Annotated in this window: 16 protein-coding genes; 15 read left to right on the top strand and 1 reads right to left on the bottom strand. The window is 72.0% G+C overall.

The features are described 5' to 3' along the window. Positions 1–3: 3 nt before the first annotated feature. Positions 4–1,146, bottom strand: coding sequence for a YihY/virulence factor BrkB family protein (locus ACIRPX_RS27380; RefSeq protein ID WP_404199803.1), 1,143 nt, complete (start codon positions 1,144–1,146; stop codon positions 4–6). A gap of 850 nt (positions 1,147–1,996) precedes the next feature. On the opposite strand from ACIRPX_RS27380, the gene ACIRPX_RS27375 reads away from it, so the two are divergent. The 15 genes from ACIRPX_RS27375 to ACIRPX_RS27305 form a co-directional block, all read left to right on the top strand. After that, complete coding sequence (locus ACIRPX_RS27375) at positions 1,997–4,441, top strand: Pls/PosA family non-ribosomal peptide synthetase (RefSeq protein WP_404199800.1); 2,445 nt, start codon at positions 1,997–1,999, stop codon at positions 4,439–4,441. Between the two features lie 36 nt (positions 4,442–4,477). Then, positions 4,478–6,571, top strand: coding sequence for an amino acid adenylation domain-containing protein (locus tag ACIRPX_RS27370; RefSeq protein ID WP_404199797.1), 2,094 nt, complete (start codon positions 4,478–4,480; stop codon positions 6,569–6,571). A 14-nt stretch (positions 6,572–6,585) separates the two neighbouring features. Beyond that, a complete protein-coding gene (locus ACIRPX_RS27365; protein ID WP_404199795.1) occupies positions 6,586–7,596 on the top strand; it encodes a TauD/TfdA family dioxygenase in 1,011 nt (336 codons plus the stop codon). Beyond that, complete coding sequence (gene sbnB / locus ACIRPX_RS27360; protein ID WP_404199792.1) at positions 7,593–8,648, top strand: 2,3-diaminopropionate biosynthesis protein SbnB; 1,056 nt, start codon at positions 7,593–7,595, stop codon at positions 8,646–8,648. Before ACIRPX_RS27365 ends, sbnB begins: the two co-directional genes overlap by 4 nt. A gap of 31 nt (positions 8,649–8,679) precedes the next feature. Then, entirely contained in the window at positions 8,680–9,645 is a 966-nt protein-coding gene (gene sbnA / locus ACIRPX_RS27355; protein ID WP_404199789.1) for a 2,3-diaminopropionate biosynthesis protein SbnA, read from the top strand. A gap of 107 nt (positions 9,646–9,752) precedes the next feature. Continuing rightward, positions 9,753–11,387: an acyl-CoA dehydrogenase family protein gene (locus ACIRPX_RS27350; RefSeq protein ID WP_404199786.1), complete on the top strand. Its 1,635-nt coding sequence runs from the start codon at positions 9,753–9,755 to the stop codon at positions 11,385–11,387. A 296-nt stretch (positions 11,388–11,683) separates the two neighbouring features. After that, complete coding sequence (locus ACIRPX_RS27345) at positions 11,684–12,973, top strand: GAF domain-containing protein (RefSeq protein ID WP_404199783.1); 1,290 nt, start codon at positions 11,684–11,686, stop codon at positions 12,971–12,973. Positions 12,974–13,184: 211 nt separating this feature from the next. After that, the gene (locus ACIRPX_RS27340; RefSeq protein ID WP_404199780.1) at positions 13,185–14,450 is read left to right on the top strand and encodes a hypothetical protein; all 1,266 of its coding nucleotides are present in this window, start codon (positions 13,185–13,187) and stop codon (positions 14,448–14,450) included. A gap of 17 nt (positions 14,451–14,467) precedes the next feature. Next, positions 14,468–15,040: a GNAT family N-acetyltransferase gene (locus ACIRPX_RS27335; RefSeq protein ID WP_404199777.1), complete on the top strand. Its 573-nt coding sequence runs from the start codon at positions 14,468–14,470 to the stop codon at positions 15,038–15,040. A 127-nt stretch (positions 15,041–15,167) separates the two neighbouring features. After that, complete coding sequence (locus ACIRPX_RS27330) at positions 15,168–15,251, top strand: putative leader peptide (protein ID WP_309486338.1); 84 nt, start codon at positions 15,168–15,170, stop codon at positions 15,249–15,251. Positions 15,252–15,379: 128 nt separating this feature from the next. Continuing rightward, a complete protein-coding gene (locus tag ACIRPX_RS27325) occupies positions 15,380–17,080 on the top strand; it encodes a nitrite/sulfite reductase (protein ID WP_404199774.1) in 1,701 nt (566 codons plus the stop codon). Beyond that, a complete protein-coding gene (locus ACIRPX_RS27320; RefSeq protein WP_404199771.1) occupies positions 17,077–17,256 on the top strand; it encodes a hypothetical protein in 180 nt (59 codons plus the stop codon). Before ACIRPX_RS27325 ends, ACIRPX_RS27320 begins: the two co-directional genes overlap by 4 nt. Next, positions 17,253–17,963: a phosphoadenylyl-sulfate reductase gene (locus tag ACIRPX_RS27315; RefSeq protein ID WP_404199768.1), complete on the top strand. Its 711-nt coding sequence runs from the start codon at positions 17,253–17,255 to the stop codon at positions 17,961–17,963. Before ACIRPX_RS27320 ends, ACIRPX_RS27315 begins: the two co-directional genes overlap by 4 nt. A 2-nt stretch (positions 17,964–17,965) precedes the next feature. Then, a complete protein-coding gene (gene cysC / locus ACIRPX_RS27310; protein ID WP_404199765.1) occupies positions 17,966–18,535 on the top strand; it encodes an adenylyl-sulfate kinase in 570 nt (189 codons plus the stop codon). Next, positions 18,532–18,860 (top strand): phosphoadenosine phosphosulfate reductase family protein (locus tag ACIRPX_RS27305; RefSeq protein ID WP_404199762.1); only part of this gene is annotated, 329 nt, incomplete at its 3' end. The genes cysC and ACIRPX_RS27305, both read left to right, overlap by 4 nt.

Here is an 18,860-nt window from a genome sequence, read left to right as displayed (position 1 = left end):
GCCCTACGTCGTGTCCGGCTTGTGGTGGTGGGGCGGGTGCGTGCTCTTCACATGGGTGCGCAGGCGGGAGGTCACGTCCTCCGGCGGCAGGAAGCGCGACCAGCGCTCGGGGAACTCGGAGGGCATGTCCGGGTCGTCCGGATCGGGTTCCACGCCCGCGGCGGCGCGGGCCACCTGTTCGGCCAGCTGCGCCTCGCGCACCCGCTCGTTCGCGGCGCGGGCCGCGGCGGTCGCGGCGGCCGGCCAGACCCGGTCGATCGCGGCGTTGACCGCGGCTCCGACGAGGACGGCGAAGGCGGACACACCGATCCACAGCAGCACGGCGACGGGCGCGGCCAGCGAGCCGTAGATGGTGGGACCCTCGACCGTGCTGGTGAGGTAGATGCGCAGCAGGAAGCTGCCGAGCACCCACATGGCCAGGGCGACCAGCGCGCCCGGCACGTCCTCGATCCACGGGGAGCGCACGGGCACGGAGACGTGGTACAGCGTGGTCAGGAAGGCGACCGACAGGACGATGACGACGGGCCAGTACAGCACCTGGACGACGGTCGTCGACCACGGCACGACGTTCACCACCGCGTCCGGGCCGGCCACCATCAGCGGCAGCGCGACCGAGCCGATCAGCAGGGCGACGACGAACAGCGCGAAGGACAGCAGGCGGGTCTTGACGATGCCGCGCACGCCGTCGAGGCCGTACATCACCGTGATGGTGTCGATGAAGACGTTCACGGCGCGGGAGCCCGACCACAGGGCGAAGAGGAAGCCGATGGAGATGACGTCGGGCCTGCCGCCCTTCATCACGTCGTGCAGGATCGGCTGGGCGATCTCCGAGACCCCCCGGTCGGACAGGACGGTCCGGGACGCCTCCAGGAGGTTGTTCTCCAGGCTGACGATGGTGTCGGCGCCGGTCCAGTCGTCGACGTAGCCGAGCAGGCCGATCATGCTGAGCAGCAGCGGCGGCACGGACAGCAGGGTGAAGAACGCCGCCTCGGCCGCGAGGCCGAGGATGCGGTACTCCATGCAGGAGTTGACGGTGTCCTTGAGCAGCAGCCAGGCGGTCCTTCGCTTCGAGACGTTCCGGTAGAGGGCTCGCGCCCGGTGGAGACGCCCCGAGGGGACCTGAGGGGATTCACTTGCCGACTGCACGAACCAAAGGTATCCGCCGTTGCCCGGTGCACTCACCCCCGGCCGACCGCCTGTCGGGGCGCGCGGGCGGAAACGGGGCGGCAACCGACGGGAAACCGGGCGGGCGGTTCCCTCCCATTCTTCTGTCATGTCCTCGTTGGCCGATTTGTTCCACCTTCCCGGCGCAACCGTGCCCGGCACCCGCGGCGCCGCCGCGCCGACATCCCCGGTCAGGCGCCGGAACACCGAAATTCCGCGCCCCGATCAGGGCCCTCCGGAGCGACCGGAATGCGCCAATGGCTGAAACGCCCTTGAAGCGTTCATGAACTCTCCGAAAGAATTTCCATTGCATTCGTTGCGCTGTCGAGAACGACTCAGGCGTACACGACACGGGGGACATCGAGGGCCCGGGACCAAGGCCCGATCCAGCCGCGTTACCCGTGATCCGCATGAGATTCATGTGGGTCGCGCCGTGCTGCCCTGCGCCATTTTCACGCGGCCACTCCGTACTCTTCCGCACCATTTCGAACTCGAATCCCAATGGTTTGGAATTCCGGCTTCCCGTGAACAGCGGGCGGAGTTCCACCGTATTCGTCTCGGGGGAATTCTCATGCCCGCTCCGCACCCATGGACGCGCACACCGTCACGAGCCCACCGCCACGGCGCGGGCCGGGCAGGACCGCGCGCCGCCCGGACGGACGACTCACCGATACCCGCACGGACGTTCGAGGGTGGCCGACCACCCGCCGTCGCCCGCGGCGTCCGCACCCTGCTCCCGACCGCCCGCCGGCGGCGTGCAACAAGCCTGTCACCGACGGAACCGGTTAACCGGCAAAGCGCGTAAAGACTGCAAAACCCGTAAGGAGCGGACGTGCTGGAGAAAATAGACACCGCCACCGAATCTGTACTCGCCGAGGTTCTGGCCGGCGTCGTACGCCAGGAGCACATCCCGGTCGACAGCCACTTCTTCGACGATCTCGGCGCCAACTCGCTGACGATGGCCCACTTCTGCGCCCGGGTGCGCAAGCGCCCCGATCTGCCGTCCGTGTCGATGAAGGACGTCTACGGCCATCCCACGATCCGCCGCCTGGCCGCCGCCCTCGACACGGCTCCGGCCGCCGCCGCCCCGGCCCCGGTCGGGCCGGCGCCCGCCCACCGCCCCGGCAGCACCTCACGCCATCTCATGTGCGGCGCCCTGCAGTTCCTGGCCTTCGCCGCCTACTGCCTGCTCGCCGGGACCGTCATGGGCCAGGGCTACGAATGGATCTCCGCCGTGGACGGGGTCGTCGACGTCTACCTGCGCTCGCTCGTCTTCGGCGCCTCGGTCTTCGCGGGGGCCTGTCTTGTCCCGGTCGCCGCCAAGTGGCTGCTGGTGGGCCGGTGGCAGGAGACGGAGTTCCCCGTCTGGAGCCTCGCCTACTTCCGCTTCTGGACGGTCAAGGCGCTGCTGCACGCCAACCCGCTGATCCTGTTCACCGGCAGTCCCCTGTACGTGCTCTACCTGCGGGCGCTGGGCGCGAAGATCGGCAAGGGCGTCACGATCCTGACCCACACGGTGCCGGTCTGCACCGACCTGCTCACGGTCGGCGCCGGTTCGGTGATCCGCAAGGACTCCTTCGTCCTGTGCTACGAGGCGCACGCGGGCCGCATCCGCACCGGCCGGGTGACGCTCGGCCGGGACGTGTACATCGGCGAGAAGTCGGTCGTGGGCATCGGCACGACGATGGGTGACGGCGCCCAGCTCGGCCACTCCTCCGCCCTGTACGGCGGTGTCACGGTCCCGGCGGGCGAGCACCGGCACGGCTCCCCGGCCCAGCCCACCGACGTCGACCACGTCCGCATCCCCCCGGCCCGCGTCTCCACCCTGCGCCGCGCCGTGTACGGCCTCGGCGGACTCCTGCAGATGCTGATCGTCTACGTCCCCGTCGCGGTCGGCGGAACCTACCTGCTGCTGACCGTGGTTCCCGCCCTCCACATGCTGCTCGACCCGACCTCCCACCACCTGGACTCGGCCGCCTTCTACGGCGAGGCGCTGGGCTTCTCGCTGGCCGCCTACGCGGCCTTCGTGGTCCTCGGCCTCGCCGCCGTGACCCTGCTGGCGCGCCTGCTGAGCTCGATGCTGCGCCCGGACCGGGTCTACCCGCTGTACGGCGTCCACTACTCGCTGCAGCGCGCGGTCGCCCGCCTCAGCAACATCAAGTTCTTCACGTGGCTGTGCGGCGACAGTTCGTACATCGTCCACTACCTGCGCTCCATCGGCTACGACCTCTCGCACGTGGAGCAGACCGGGTCCAACTTCGGCACCGAGGTCCAGCACGAGACGCCGTACCTGGTGTCCGTGGGCAGCGGCACGATGGTCGCCGACGGGCTGTCGATCGTGAACGCCGAGTTCTCCGGCACGTCCTTCCGCGTCTCGCGCGCGACGATCGGCGCGCACAGCTTCCTCGGCAACAACATCGCCTATCCCAGCGGCGGCCGCACCGGCGAGAACGTCCTGCTGGCGACGAAGGTGATGGTCCCGCTGGACGGCGAGGTCCGCGAGGGCGTGGGCCTGCTGGGCTCGCCCCCCTTCGAGATACCGCGCTCGGTGGAGCGCGACAGCCGCTTCGACCATCTGCGCCAGGGTGACGAACTGCGCCGCCGGCTCGCCGCCAAGAACCGCTACAACCTGCGCTCGATGGGCCTGTTCCTGTTCGTGCGCTGGCTGCACTGGTTCGCCCTGAGCCTGCTCGGCTTCGCCGCCTTCGACCTGTACGGCGCGAGCGGTGCCGTGGGCGGCCTGCTGATCGGCGCGTCCCTCGTCGTGGGCCTCGTGTTCAGCACCGGCTACTACGTGCTGGTGGAGCGGCTGATCACCCGCTTCCGGCCGCTGAAGCCGCAGCTGCGGTCCATCTACGACCCGCACTTCTGGCGGGTGGAACGGCTGTGGAAGGTGCCCGACCGCCACCTCGTGGTGCTCAACGGGACGCCGTTCAAGGCCCTCGTCTGGCGGCTGCTGGGCGTCCGGATCGGGCGCCGGGTCTTCGACGACGGCTGCTACATCACCGACCGCACGCTGTCGGCGATCGGCGACGACTGCACGCTCGCCGCACACACCAAGGTGCAGGCCCACTCCCAGGAGGACGGCACCTTCAAGTCCGACCACATCACCATCGGCGCCGGCTGCACGCTCGGCACCGGATCACTCGTGCACTACGGCGTCTCGATGGGCGACGGCGCCGTGCTCGCGCCCGACTCCTTCCTGATGAAGGGCGAGGAGATACCGCCGAGGGCGCAGTGGGGCGGGAACCCGGCGGTCGCGCCGCGGCACGGGTGACATCGAACAGCAGGGAAACACAGGGGGGAACCACCGATGGAAAGCATTCCGCGCTGGACGCTCGACCCGGTCGTGGGCGTCGCGGAGCACGCGGTCCCGCTGCCGGACGGCGTGTCCGGCACACCGGCCGCGCTGGCGGCCGCACACACCAGGGTGCTCGCCGCGCTCCGCGGCGAGGACGAGGCGGCGTCCGGGCCCGACGACGGCGCCCTGCACGTCACCGTCACCGGCCGCACGCTGCGCCTGCGCCACCGCACCGACGTGCTCGACGCCGGGGCCGCGGCCCGCATCGCCGGCTACCACCTCGCCGCGCTCGCCGACCCCGGCCGGCGCAGCCTGCTCTCCGCGGAGGAACTCCGCTTCCAGCTGGAGGAGCTGGCGGGCCCCGTGCGGGAACTGCCGGACCGTCGGGTGCACGAGCTGTTCGAGCGGCGGGTGCTGCTCCATCCGGACGCGGTGGCCGTCGAGCGGGACGGACGGCGCTGGACGTACCGGGAGCTCAACTCCCGGGCCAACCGGATCGCCCGGGCGCTGCTCGCCCGCGGGCTGCGGCCCGAGGACGTGGTGGCGGTGGTGATGGAACGCAACCTGGACTGGGCGGCCGCCGTGCTCGGCGTCCTCAAGGCGGGCGGTGTGTATCTGCCGGTCGAGCCGCACTTCCCGGCGGACCGCGTCGCCGCCACGCTCGCGCGGGCGGGCTGCGGGCTGGCCCTCACCGAGCAGGGCAGCTCCGCCCACGTCGGCCCGCCGGTCGGCCGGCTGTTCGTGGACACCGCCTACGCCGAGGGCCACCGCGACGACGACCCGAACGTGCCCGTGGCGGCCGGTCAACTGGCCTACATCTACTTCACGTCCGGCTCGACCGGCGAGCCCAAGGGCGCGATGTGCGAGCACGCGGGCTTCGTCAACCACGTCCTCGCCAAGATCGACGACCTGGGGATCGGCGCCGGGCGGACGGTGGCGCAGACCGCGCCGCAGTGCTTCGACATCTCCCTGTGGCAGCTGGTCTCGGCCCTCCTGGTCGGCGGCCGGACCCTGCTGATCGGGCAGGAGACGATCCTCGACGTGCCGCGGTTCGTCGACACGGTCGCGCGCGGCCGGGTCGAGGTGCTCCAGGTCGTGCCGTCGTACCTGGAGGCCGTGCTGGCCGAGTTGGAGCAGCGGCCGCGCGAACTGCCCGACCTGCGCTGCGTGTCGGTCACCGGCGAGGCGGTGAAGAAGGAGCTGGTGCAGCGCTGGTTCGACGCCATGCCCGGCATCCGGCTGGTCAACGCCTACGGCCTGACGGAGACGTCCGACGACACCAACCACGAGGTCATGGACCGCGTGCCGGACCAGGAGCGGGTACCGCTCGGGCCGCCGATCGCCAACGTGCGCGTGTACGTCGTCGACGAGGATCTGACGCCCGTGCCGCTGGGCGCCCCCGGCGAGATCGTCTTCTCCGGCGTCTGCGTCGGCCGCGGGTACGTCAACGACCCCGAGCGCACCCGCGCGGCCTTCTGCGAGGACCCCCACCGGCCCGGCGAGCGGCTGTACCGCAGCGGCGACCACGGGCGCTGGCTGCCCGACGGGAAGCTGGAGTTCCTCGGCCGCCGGGACAGCCAGGTGAAGATCCGCGGCTTCCGGGTCGAGATCGGCGAGATCGAGAACGCGCTGCTGCGGGTGCCGGGGGTCCGGGACGGTGCCGTGGTCGTCGTACGGGGCGCGCAGCTGGCGGCGTTCTGCACCGGCGCCGAGCCGGTGGGCGCCGACGAGGTGCGGAACAAGCTGGCCGCGTCGCTGCCCCCGTACATGGTCCCGGGCATCGTGCACCGGCGCGAGCGGCTGCCGCTGACCGCCAACGGCAAGATCGACCGCAGGACGCTGACCGCGCTCGCCGAGGAGCTCGACGGCGGCGGCCGCGGCGCGCCGGACACTCCCGCCGAGCGGCGGCTGGCCGCCGCCTGGGCCGAGGTGCTGGGCATCGACGCCGGCCGGATCGGCCGCCTCGACCACTTCTTCGACCGCGGCGGCACCTCGCTGTCCGCGGTGAAGCTGGCGATCGCGCTGGACCGCGCGATCACCCTCAAGGACGTCACCCGCCACCCGGTACTCGCCGATCTGGCGGGGCTGCTGGATCAGCGCCACTGAAAGGAACCTGTGCAATGTCGCACGCGTCCCCGACCTACCTCCCCGACATCGAGCCGGCCCCCGGCCGGCCGCCGCTGCTGCAGATCGAGCCCGACGGCGACGTGGCCGCCTGGGCCGCCGGGCACCGGGGCGCGCTGCGCGCCGCGGTCGCCGAGCACGGCAGTCTCCTCGTCCGCGGACTGGGCCTCGACGGGCCCGGCGTCACGGAGGAGGTGTTCCGGCGCCTGTCCGGCGGCCGGCTGATGGCCGACCGGGAGCCCTTCGCGCCGCGCCGCTCCTACTCCGACGGCGTGTACTCCTCCTCCAAATGGCCGCCCAACCAGCAGATGTGCATGCACCACGAGCTGAGCTACGCCCTCGACTTCCCGGGCCTGCTGCTCTTCGCCTGCCTGGTGGCGCCGGAGGCGGGCGGAGCCACCGCACTCGCCGACGGCCCGGCCGTGCTCCAGGCGCTGCCGGCCGGGCTGGTCGAGCGGTTCGAGCGGGAGGGCTGGCTGCTGACCCGCACCTACAACGACGAGATCGGGGCGTCGGTCGCCGAGGCGTTCGGCACCGAGGACCGGGCCGAGGTCGAGCGCTACTGCCGGGCCAACGCCATCGAGTTCGCCTGGCAGGACGACGGCTCGCTGCGCACCCGGCAGCACCGCAGCGCCGTCGTGCACCACCCGGTCACCGGCCGTCGCTGCTGGTTCAACCAGATCGCCTTCCTCAACGAGTGGACGATGGACCCCGAGGTGCACGAGTACCTGGTGGACGTCTACGGACCGGACGGGCTGCCCTTCAACACCCGCTTCGGAGGCGGCGATCCGCTCGACGAGGACATCGTCCGCGCGATCAACGAGGTCTACGAGGCCCACACCCGGCGTACGCCGTGGCACTCCGGGGACCTGCTGCTCGTCGACAACATCCGCACCGCGCACGGCAGGGAGCCCTTCGACGGGCCGCGCGAGGTCCTGGCCGCGCTCGGCGATCCGGTGCGGCTGACCGACTGCGCTCCGGCCACCGACGTGAGGACGGCCGCATGACCACCACCGACGGTGCCGCTCGCGGCGCCCTGGCCGCACCGCCGTTCGCGGTGATCTCCGGGGAGCAGGTGCAGCAGGTGCTGCAGGGCCGGGAACCGGAGATCGGCGCACTCGTGGAGGCCGTCTACCGGCTGCACGGGGCGGGCGACTCGGTGAATCCGCCGTCGTACTTCCTGCGCTTCCCGGACCGTCCGTCGTCGCGGATCATCGCGCTGCCCGCCTCGCTCGGCGGCCCGCTGCGGGTGGACGGGCTCAAGTGGATCTCCAGTTTCCCGGAGAACACCAGGTCGGGGCTGCCGCGGGCGTCGGCCGTGCTGATCCTCAACGACCCCGGCACGGGCTACCCGTTCGCCTGCCTGGAGAGCTCGGTCATCAGCGCCACGCGCACGGCGTCCTCGGCGGCGCTGGCCGCCGACCGGCTCAGCCGCACCCGCGCCCGCCCGACCCGTGTCGGCTTCGTCGGGACCGGTCTGATCGCCCGCTACATCCACACCCATCTCACCGCCAGCGGCTGGGAGTTCGAGGAGACGGGGGTGTACGACCTGTCGCCCGAGAGTGCGGCGGGATTCTGCGGCTACCTGGAACGCAGTGGCGCCCTGGGGCGGCTCACGGTGCACGACGGCGCCGAGAGCCTGGTCCGCTCCAGCGACCTGCTGGTGTTCGCCACGGTCGCGCCCGCACCGTACGTCCACGATCCGTCGTGGTTCGCGCACCACCCGCTGGTCCTGCACGTGTCCCTGCGCGACCTGGACCCGGCGATCCTGCTCGCGTCGGCCAACTACGTCGACGACGTCGAGCACTGCCTGAAGGCGGAGACCTCGCCGCACCTGGCCGAACGGCTCACGGGCGGGCGGGAGTTCCTCGACGGCACGCTGAACGACGTACTGACCGGGCGGGCGACCGTCCCGGGTGACCGGACGGTGGTGTTCTCCCCGTTCGGTCTGGGGGTGCTCGACCTCGCGGTCGGCAAGTTCGTCCACGACGAAGTGGCCCGCGGGGGCGGGCTGCACGTCGTCGACGGGTTCTTCCACGAGCTGCGCCGGCACGGCTGACCGGCCCGTGGCGCATGAGGAGGGGGGCGTCATGCCCGTCATTTCTGATCCTGTCCAGTTCAACGAGGAGGAGCTCTACGTCGACCTCCGGGCCGCACTGGGGCTGCCGCTGTACCTGAAGTGCGAGGGCTTCAACTTCGCCGGGTCCATCAAGCTCAAGGCGGCGACGGAGATGGTGAACGCCGCCGAGCGCGAGGGACGGCTGCGGCCGGGCTCGGTCCTGGTGGAGTCCTCGTCCGGCAACCTGGGCGTGGCGCTCAGCGTGATCGCGGCGAGCCGGGGCTACCGGTTTCTGTGCGTGACCGACGCGCGCTGCAACAGGCCGACGATCCGTCTGATGGAGTCGCTCGGCACCCAGGTGCACGTCATCGAGGAGCCGGACGCACGCGGCGGCTTCCTCGGGGCGCGGATGGCCCACGTCGACGCCCTCTGCGCCTCCGACGAGCGGTACGTCTGGCTCAACCAGTACACCAACCAGGGCAACTGGAGGGCCCACTACCGCACCACCGCCCCGGCCATCGCCGGGCGCTTCCCCGCCCTGGACGTGCTGTTCGTCGGGGCCGGCACGACCGGGACGCTGATGGGCTGCGCCCGCTGGTTCTGGCAGTGGCGGCGCCGGGTGCGCATCGTCGCGGTCGACAGCGTCGGCTCGGTGAGCTTCGGCGGGACACCGGGACGCCGGATGATCCCCGGCCTCGGCACCAGCGTGCCGCCGCGGCTGCTCGACGAGTCCTACGTGGACGACCTGGTCCGCGTCGAGGAGAGCGACGCCGTCCTCGCCTGCCGCCGGCTGGCCGCCCGGGGCTTCATGTTCGGCGGCTCGACCGGCACGGTGATCAGCGGCGCCGGCCAGTGGCTGGCCGAGCACGGCCGGCAGGGCCTGACCTCGGTGGCGATCGCCCCGGACCTCGGCGAGCGCTATCTGGACACGGTGTACCGGGAGGGCTGGCCGGCGGACGCCATCGAACCGGAACCGGCCATGGCCCAGCCGGCCTGATCCGTGCGGCGGGGGTCCGGGGGCGCGGGCCCCCGGACGGCCCCCGCCGGGGGGCGGCACCTCGTGTCCCGGTGTGCCGAGGGCGGGGCGCGGGGTACGTTCGCCGCATGGCACGCCGCACCCACTCCGTGACCAACCAGCCCCCGCCCCTGGTCGGCTACGACGTCTACAGCGCCGACCGTGCCCTGACCGAAGCCGTCGAGCGGCACCTGGCCCCCGGGCCGCTCGCCGAGGGACGCGAGGAACTGGCCGCCCTGGGGCGGGCCTCGGGCTCCCGGCAGCTGCAGGAATGGGGCGCCCAGGCCAACGAGAACCCGCCCCGGCTGCGCACGCACGACCGCGGGGGCCACCGCGTCGACGAGGTCGACTTCCATCCCGCCTGGCACCGGCTGCTCGGCAAGGGTGTCTCCGCGGGCCTGACCTCGGCCTGGAACCGCCCCGGCGGCCATGTGCGCCGGGCCGCCGCGTTCGTGGTCTGGACCCAGGTCGAGGCCGGCAACCTCTGCCCCCTGTCGATGACCCACGCCGCCGTGCCCGCCCTGCGCACGGACCCGGCGCTCGCCGCCGAGTGGGAGCCGCGGCTGACCTCCGTGGTCTACGACCGCGAACTGCGCCCCGCCCGCCTCAAGGCCGGGGCCCTGTTCGGGATGGGCATGACCGAGAAGCAGGGCGGCAGCGACGTACGCGCCAATACGACGACCGCACGACCGCTCGACGAGGAGGGGACGTACGAGCTGACCGGCCACAAATGGTTCTGCTCGGCCCCCATGTCCGACGGATTCCTGGTGCTCGCGCAGGCTCCCGGCGGACTCACCTGCTTCCTCGTACCGCGCGTCCTGGACGACGGCTCGCGCAACGTCTTCCTGCTCCAGCGGCTCAAGGACAAGCTCGGCAACCGCTCCAACGCCTCCGCCGAGGTCGAGTTCGACGGCACCTGGGCGCGCCGGGTCGGCGAGGAGGGGCGCGGGGTGCCCACCATCATCGGCATGGTGGCGGCCACCCGGCTGGACTGCGTGCTGGGCTCCGCCGGGCTGATGCGGCAGGCGGTCGCGCAGGCCGTGCACCACTGCGCCCACCGGGAGGCGTTCGGCGCGAAGCTGGTCGACAAGCCGCTGATGCGCAACGTCCTGGCCGATCTGGCGCTGGAGTCCGAGGCGGCCACCACCCTCGCGCTGCGACTGGCCGCCGCCTACGACGACGGCGGCGAGCAGGAGCGGGCCCTGCTGCGGATCGCGGTGCCGGCCGCCAAGTACTGGGTGACCAAGCGGTGCGCCCCGGTGGCGGTCGAGGCCGCCGAGTGCCTGGGCGGGAACGGCTACGTCGAGGAGTCGGGGCTGCCCCGGCTGGTGCGCGAGTCGCCGCTGAACTCGGTCTGGGAGGGCGCGGGCAACGTCCAGGCGCTGGACGTGCTGCGCGCGCTGCGGCGCGAGCCGCAGGCCCTCAACGCCTATCTCCAGGAGGTCGGCGGGGCGCGCGGCGCAGACCACCGGCTGGACGCCGCGATCAAGAACCTGCTGACGGACCTGGCGGACCTGGAGGGCGTCGAGGGCCGCGCCCGGCGGCTGACGGAGCGGATCGCGCTGGTGCTCCAGGGCTCGCTGCTCGTCAGGTTCGCGCCGTCCGAGGTGGCCGACGCCTTCTGCGCCGCGCGGCTGGGCGGGGACGCCGGCTCGGCCTTCGGCACCCTGCCCTCCACCCTGGACCTGGCGTCGGTCGTGGAGCGGGCCCGCCCACCGTCCTGAGGGGCCGCCGCGGGACGCGGGGGTGGTGCTGCGCCGACACGGCACCACCCCCGCTCGAGCTGGCCCCATCAAGGCCATGAACGCCGCTCGGGACGGCGTCGCTCAATATTCAAACAACCTGGGAGCGCTTCACCAGGGTTGCAAGGGGTTGCAACTTGCTGCTGTGTGTGGCTGGACTGTCTCCGTCCGTCAGCACCGGACGGCACTATGAGACCGACAGTGCGGACGGCTCGGGACTCCGTCGCCCAGGCGGCGCGGGAGATCGGCCGTCCCGGGCACTTCTTGCGGGAGGACCAGTGGCGCATCCGCCGACGGACGTGACGCAGCTCGCCATGGTCGACACGGCGCGGGCGGCGCGGGTACTGAGCGAGCTCCGCTCCGCCAGGCTCTCGGGGCAGCGCACGCCGGTCGCCCCGCGCCCGGTGATCGAGCAGTCCTGGGGACGGATGCTGCGCGGCGGCATCGACCCCGAGCGGGACCACCGCGCCGGGCTGCTGTCCGCCGACGAGGTGCGGCGGCGCCGGGAGACCACGGTGCTGCGGCACGTCCTGCCCGTGCTGCGCGAGGGGCTGCTGTCGGTCGCGGACGTCGCCCACCACATCATGGTGGTCACCGACGAGGACGGCCGGGTGCTGTGGCGGGAGGGCAGTTCGGCCGTGCTGCGCAAGGCGGACGGGCTGGGCTTCGAACTCGGCGCGGACTGGCGGGAGGACGTCGTCGGCACGAACGGCATCGGCACCCCCGCGGTGGTGCGCCGGCCGGTGCAGGTCTTCGCCTCCGAGCACTTCGTCCGCTCCATGACCACCTGGACCTGTACGGGCGCGCCGATCACGGACCCGCGCGACGGCCGGCTGCTGGGCGTGGTGGACGTCAGCGGGCCGCTGGAGACGATGCATCCGGCGACCCTGGCCTGGGTCGGCTCGGTGGCCAAGCTGGCCGAGGCCCGGCTGCGCGAGCTGCACCTGGCCTCGCTGGAGCGGCTGCGCGCGCTGGCCGCACCGATGCTGGCGCGGGTGGGCGGCCGGGCCCTGGCGGTGGACCGGGACGGCTGGACCGCGGCGGTGACCGGGATGCCGTACACCGGCCGGATCACCCTGCCCAAGTCCCTGTCGGCGGGCCGCCGGTGGCTGCCCCCGCTCGGTCTGTGCACCGTGGAGCCGCTGGCCGAGGGGTGGTTGGTCCGGGCCTCGGACGAGCCGTTGCCGGACGGCGCCACCCGGATCGTGCTGGACCTGTCGCAGCCGCGTCGCCGGCCGGTGACGGTGTCCGGAAGCGCGGGTTCCTGGAGCCACGAACTGAGTCCCCGGCACGCCGAGTTGCTGTATCTGCTCGCACTCAACCGCGACGGGTGCAGTGCCGCCTTCCTGGCCGAAGAGGTGTTCGGCGACCCGGCCCGACGGGTGACGGTGCGTGCGGAGATGTCCCGGGTACGGCGCTATCTGGGGAGATTGCTGGAGCACCGTCCCTACCGCTTCGCCGAGAGCGCGGAGGTGGAGCTGGTCCTGCCGGCCGACCCGCGGGACCTGCTGCCGCAGTCGACGGCTCCGGCGGTGCGGCGCCCGCGGGAGTCCGCCGGGACTCCCTGAGCGCGGACGCCGGCCGCGGCGCCGACCGCGCACGCTGCGTCACCGTCGTGCACCCCTGGGTGACCCCTACGGGGTCATCTTCCGCATATTTGCAGGGTCTTCGTCCCCCGCCGCGCCGGACTGCCGTAGCATCCCTCTACGAGCCGCCCCACCTGCTCCTATGGTCAACACGCAGACCAATGGCCGCAGTTGGCTCGCCTCGGGAGGACGTATGACGCAACGTGGCCGACATCGCAGGCAGAAGCGGGGAAGAGCGCTGCGCGCCCTGCTGGCCGGGACCGCCCTCGCTCTCACCGCCGCCGCCACGATGATCAGCGCCTCGCAGGCCACGGTGAGTGACAGAACCGCGGCGCTGAAGGCACTCCCCTCCTCCGGCCGCGCGTCCGCCGGGCTGCGGCTCCAGGAGCACGCGGTGCCGCGCAGCACGCTCGACCGGCTCGCCTCCGCCATGGGCCGGCCCGTCGGCGTCACCACCGTCCTCGACGACGCCGACCACTCCCTGCTCGACACGGCCGGCTGCCCGCCCGGCGCGCGCGCGGCGCTGCCCGTCGCACCGGCGGCGAGGCGGGCGTACTGCTGGAACGCCGCCGACACCCGCGGCTGGCGGGCGGGCGCGGTCACCACCTCCGGCGACGCGGACGACGACGGGCACTGGGGCGAGCACCGGGTGATCCTCTCCGGCTGGAGCCACGGCAGCGGCCGGGCCGGCCACGCCCGGGTCGCCTTCGTCGACGCCACCGACCCCGCCCGGCTGACGTACACCTGGGCGACGCTCGCCGTCCCGGTCGAGGGCGGCCGCGACTACCGCGCTCTCGCCTCCCCCGTCTCGGGCATGGTCTGGTACCAGGGCAAGCTGCTGGTCACCGCCGCCGACGGCCTGTACGTGTACGACATGCACCGCATCCAGCGGGCCACCGTCGACAGCGGCGCGGTCGGCCGGGTGCGCGGCGGCTGGTCGGCGTACGGCGCCAAATACGTCCTGCCGGCGGTGGGTTCGTACCGGCTCGCCGGGCGGACCGCGGGACCGGCGGCGATCTCGCTCGACCGCAGCACCGCGCCCGACAGCCTGGTCGCGAGCGAGCGGGTGCCGGCCGACGGCGGACGGACCCGGCTGTGGCGCTACGCCTTCAGCGGCGACCCGATCCGGGCCGGCCTGCTGGCCACCGACGCCGCGGGACGCGCTGTGCCGACCCAGGCGTACGAGACGAGGACGACCGGTGTCGGCGGTGTGCTGTCGTACCGCTCGCAGTGGTACCTGGCGGGCTCGGCGGACTCCCCGGACGGCCACGGCACCCTCTGGCGGCAGAACACGCACAAGGCGCGGGCCACCGTGTGCGGCGCGGACGACTCGAACCACTGCTGGACCGGCCGGGCCGGATCGCTGTCCTATTCGCCGGAGAGCGGCGAGGTCTGGTCCCAGTCGGGCCGGATGCTCTACGCGCTGCCGCTGGCCTCGATCGACAGATCTCTCGGGTAGATGATTCCCTGACGGGCATGACCAACATCCCCGTGACCACCTGGTCCCTGGAGCAGACCGCCCCGGCCGACCTCCTGCCGGCCGCCGCGCCGGAGGGGGACGTGCGGATCGTCCGCTCCGAGGTCCCCTCCCCCGAGTTCAGCCGCTTCCTGTACGCGTCCGTCGGCGGCGACATCCGCTGGATCGACCGGCTGGGCTGGACGTACGCCCGGTGGCAGGAGCAGCTGGCGCGGCCGGGCACGGAGACCTGGGTCGCCCACGACCGGGGCACGCCCGCGGGCTACATCGAGCTCGAGGCGCAGGACGACGGGGTCGTGGAGATCGCCTACTTCGGGCTGATTCCCGCCTTCCGGGGCCGCCGGATCGGCGGGCATCTGCTGTCCTACGGCACCGCCCGCGCCTGGGACCTCGCCGAGCGCTGGCCCGGACGGACACCGACGAAGCGGGTCTGGGTGCACACCTGCAGCCTGGACGGCGAGCACGCCATGGACAACTATCAGCGCCGGGGCTTCACACTCTTCGACACCAAGGTCGAGGAGCAGCGCGAGGTGCCCGCGCCCGGCCCGTGGGCCGGCGCCTACCCGGTCTGACCTGCGCGGACAAGACCGGTCGCGGCCAATGTGATCGACGACACCCTCGTCCCATATTGTGGGACAAGGATGTCCGCATCGTGGACGAAGCTGGACTGTGTCCAGATTGCCGTGCCACGCTTCCGTCATGTCTGGAACTGGAATTGCCTTGGTGAGTCGGCGGCACGTCGACCTCGGCCGCATGTCCAGCGCCATCTGTCCGGCGAGCTGACAGCACAGCACGCCCGGCATCTCCTGACTTCCCCTCTTTTCCCTGCGCAAGGGCGCGCATGGTTGCCCATGCCCCTGCCCGCGCAGGTCAGAGCCGCATTCCCGCCTGTCCCGAAGGACGTATCAACCATGGCCGCCACCCCGCCAAAGCCTGCCGCCGCGACTCCCCGCCGCAAGGTGAGCCGTCACCGCGGCGAGGGCCAGTGGGCCGCGGGACACTTCACCCCGCTCAACGGCAACGAGCAGACCAAGAAGGACGACGACGGTCTCAATGTGCGGACACGCATTGAGACGATCTACTCCAAGCGCGGCTTCGACTCGATCGACCCCGGCGACCTGCGCGGACGGATGCGCTGGTGGGGGCTGTACACCCAGCGCAAGCCCGGAATCGACGGCGGCAAGACCGCGATCCTGGAGCCGGAGGAGCTGGACGACAAGTACTTCATGCTGCGTGTCCGCATCGACGGCGGCGCGCTGACCACGCGGCAGCTGCGCGTCATCGGTGAGATCTCGCAGGAGTTCGCGCGCGGCACCGCGGACATCACCGACCGGCAGAACGTCCAGTACCACTGGATCCGCATCGAGGACGTCCCGGCGATCTGGGAGCGCCTGGAGGGCGTGGGCCTGTCGACGGTCACCGCCTGCGGCGACAGCCCGCGTGTGATGATCGGCTCCCCGGTGGCGGGCATCGCCGAGGACGAGATCATCGACGGCACGCCGGCGCTGGAGGAGATCAAGCGCCGGGTCCTGAACAACAAGGCGTACTCGAACCTCCCGCGGAAGTTCAAGACGGCCATCTCGGGCTCGCCGGTGCTGGACGTGGTGCACGAGATCAACGACGTCGCCTTCGTCGGCGTACACCACCCCGAGCACGGCCCCGGCTTCGACCTCTGGGTGGGCGGCGGCCTGTCCACCAACCCCAAGCTGGGCGTGCGGCTCGGCGCCTGGGTGCCGATCGACGAGGTCCCCGACGTCTACGAGGGCGTCATCTCGATCTTCCGCGACTACGGCTACCGCCGGCTGCGCACCCGTGCCCGGCTGAAGTTCCTCGTCGCCGACTGGGGCGCGGAGAAGTTCCGCCAGGTGCTGGAGGACGAGTACCTGGGAGGGCGCAAGCTCCTCGACGGCCCGGCCCCCGAGCAGCCGGTCCAGCAGTGGCGCGACCACATCGGCGTGCACCGGCAGCGCGACGGCCGGTTCTACGTCGGCTTCGCCCCGCGCGTGGGACGCGTCGACGGCGCCACCCTGACGAAGGTCGCCGACCTCGCGGAGGCCCACGGCTCGGGCCGGGTGCGCACCACCGTCGAGCAGAAGATGATCGTCCTCGACGTCGCGGAGGACCAGGTCGCCTCGCTGGTGGACGAGCTGGAGGCACTGGACCTGACCGCCCGGCCGTCCACCTTCCGGCGCGGCACCATGGCCTGCACCGGCATCGAGTTCTGCAAGCTCGCCATCGTCGAGACCAAGCAGCGCGGCTCGCAGCTGATCGACGAACTGGAGCGCCGCCTGCCGGACTTCGACGAGCCGCTCACCATCAACCTCAACGGCTGCCCGAACGCCTGCGCCCGCATCCAGGTCGCGGACATCGGTCTCAAGGGCCAGCTGGTCCTCGACGACCAGGGCGAGCAGGTCGAGGGCTACCAGGTGCACCTCGGCGGCGCGCTGGGCCTGGAGGCCGGCTTCGGCCGCAAGGTCCGCGGCCTGAAGGTGACGTCGGACGAGCTGCCCGACTACATCGAGCGTGTCCTCAAGCGGTTCCAGGCCGAGCGCGAGGACGGTGAGCGGTTCGCCGCCTGGACCTCGCGTGCGTCCGAGGAGGCTCTGTCGTGAGCGAGCGTGCCGCTCCCTTCTACTGCCCCTACTGCGGCGACGAGGACCTCCGTCCCGGCGAGCAGGGCCATGGCGCATGGGAATGCGCGGCCTGCAACCGGGCTTTTCAGCTGAGGTTCCTCGGGCTGCTCGCCCGGGGCCTGCAGCACTCCGAAGCAGGGGGAGACGAGACATGACCGCGGTGACGGAAGACCAGACGACCGACCATCTGAGGGCGCTCGCCGAGCAGGCGGGCCGCGACCTGGAGGACGCCTCCGCGCCGGAGATCCTCCGGTGGGCGGCCGACACCTTCGGCAAGCGCTTCTGTGTGACCTCCTCCATGGAGGACGCGGTGGTCGCCCACCTCGCCTCCCGGGCCATGCCCGGCGTGGACGTCGTGTTCCTCGACACCGGCTACCACTTCCCGGAGACCATCGGCACCCGTGACGCGGTCGAGGCCGTGATGGACGTGAACGTCATCACGCTGACCCCGCGTCGGACGGTCGCCGAGCAGGACGCGGAGTACGGCCCGAAGCTGCACGACCGCGACCCCGACCTGTGCTGCAGGCTGCGCAAGGTCCAGCCGCTGGAGCAGGGCCTGAAGAACTACGTGGCGTGGGCGACGGGTCTGCGCCGCGACGAGTCAGCGACCCGGGCGGACACCCCGGTCGTCGGCTGGGACGAGAAGCGGCAGAAGGTCAAGATCTCGCCGATCGCCCGCTGGAGCCAGGACGACGTGGACGCGTACGTGGCCGAACACGGCGTTTTGACCAACCCGTTGCTGATGGACGGCTACGCGTCCGTCGGCTGCGCCCCCTGCACGCGCCGCGTGCTGCAGGGCGAGGACGCACGGGCCGGCCGCTGGGCCGGGCGGTCCAAGACCGAGTGCGGGCTGCACGGCTGACCATGACTGTGACATCGACGAATCAGGAGACGCACGTGACGACCGGAGCCACCGTCTGGCTCACGGGTCTGCCGAGCGCCGGCAAGACCACCATCGCGTACGAGCTGGCGGGCCGGTTGCGCGAGGAGGGCCACCTCGTCGAGGTGCTCGACGGCGACGAGATCCGCGAGTACATCTCGGCGGGCCTCGGCTTCACCCGCGAGGACCGGCACACCAACGTGCAGCGCATCGGCTTCCTCGCCGAACTGCTCGCCCGCAACGGCGTCAAGACGCTCGTCCCGGTGATCGCGCCCTACGCCGACAGCCGCGAGGCGGTGCGCAAGCGCCACGAGGAGAGCGGGGCGCCGTACCTCGAGGTGCACGTGGCGACGCCGGTCGACGTGTGCTCCGTGCGTGATGTGAAGGGTCTGTACGCCAAGCAGGCCGCGGGTGAACTGACCGGGCTCACCGGGGTGGACGACCCCTACGAGGCGCCCGAGGCGCCCGACCTGCGTATCGAGTCGCAGCACCAGACCGTCCAGGAGTCCGCGGCCTCGGTCCACGCGCTGCTCACCGAAAGGGGACTGGCATGACGACGACCGTCGCCGAGATCGAGGAGGGTACGGGTGCCCCGTACGCCCTCTCGCACCTGGACGCGCTGGAGTCCGAGGCGGTGCACATCTTCCGCGAGGTGGCGGGTGAGTTCGAGCGGCCGGTGATCCTCTTCTCCGGCGGCAAGGACTCCATCCTGATGCTGCACCTGGCACTGAAGGCGTTCGCGCCCGCGCCGGTCCCCTTCTCGCTGCTGCACGTGGACACCGGGCACAACTTCCCCGAGGTGCTGGCCTACCGCGACCGGGTGGTGCAGCAGCACGGCCTGCGCCTGCACGTCGCCTCGGTGCAGGACTACATCGACCG

The sequence above is a fragment of the Streptomyces sp. NPDC101225 genome, assembly GCF_044767585.1.
Taxonomy (GTDB): domain Bacteria; phylum Actinomycetota; class Actinomycetes; order Streptomycetales; family Streptomycetaceae; genus Streptomyces.
Note: the sequence above shows the minus strand (reverse complement) of the source record. Positions and strands in the feature narration are given on the sequence as shown.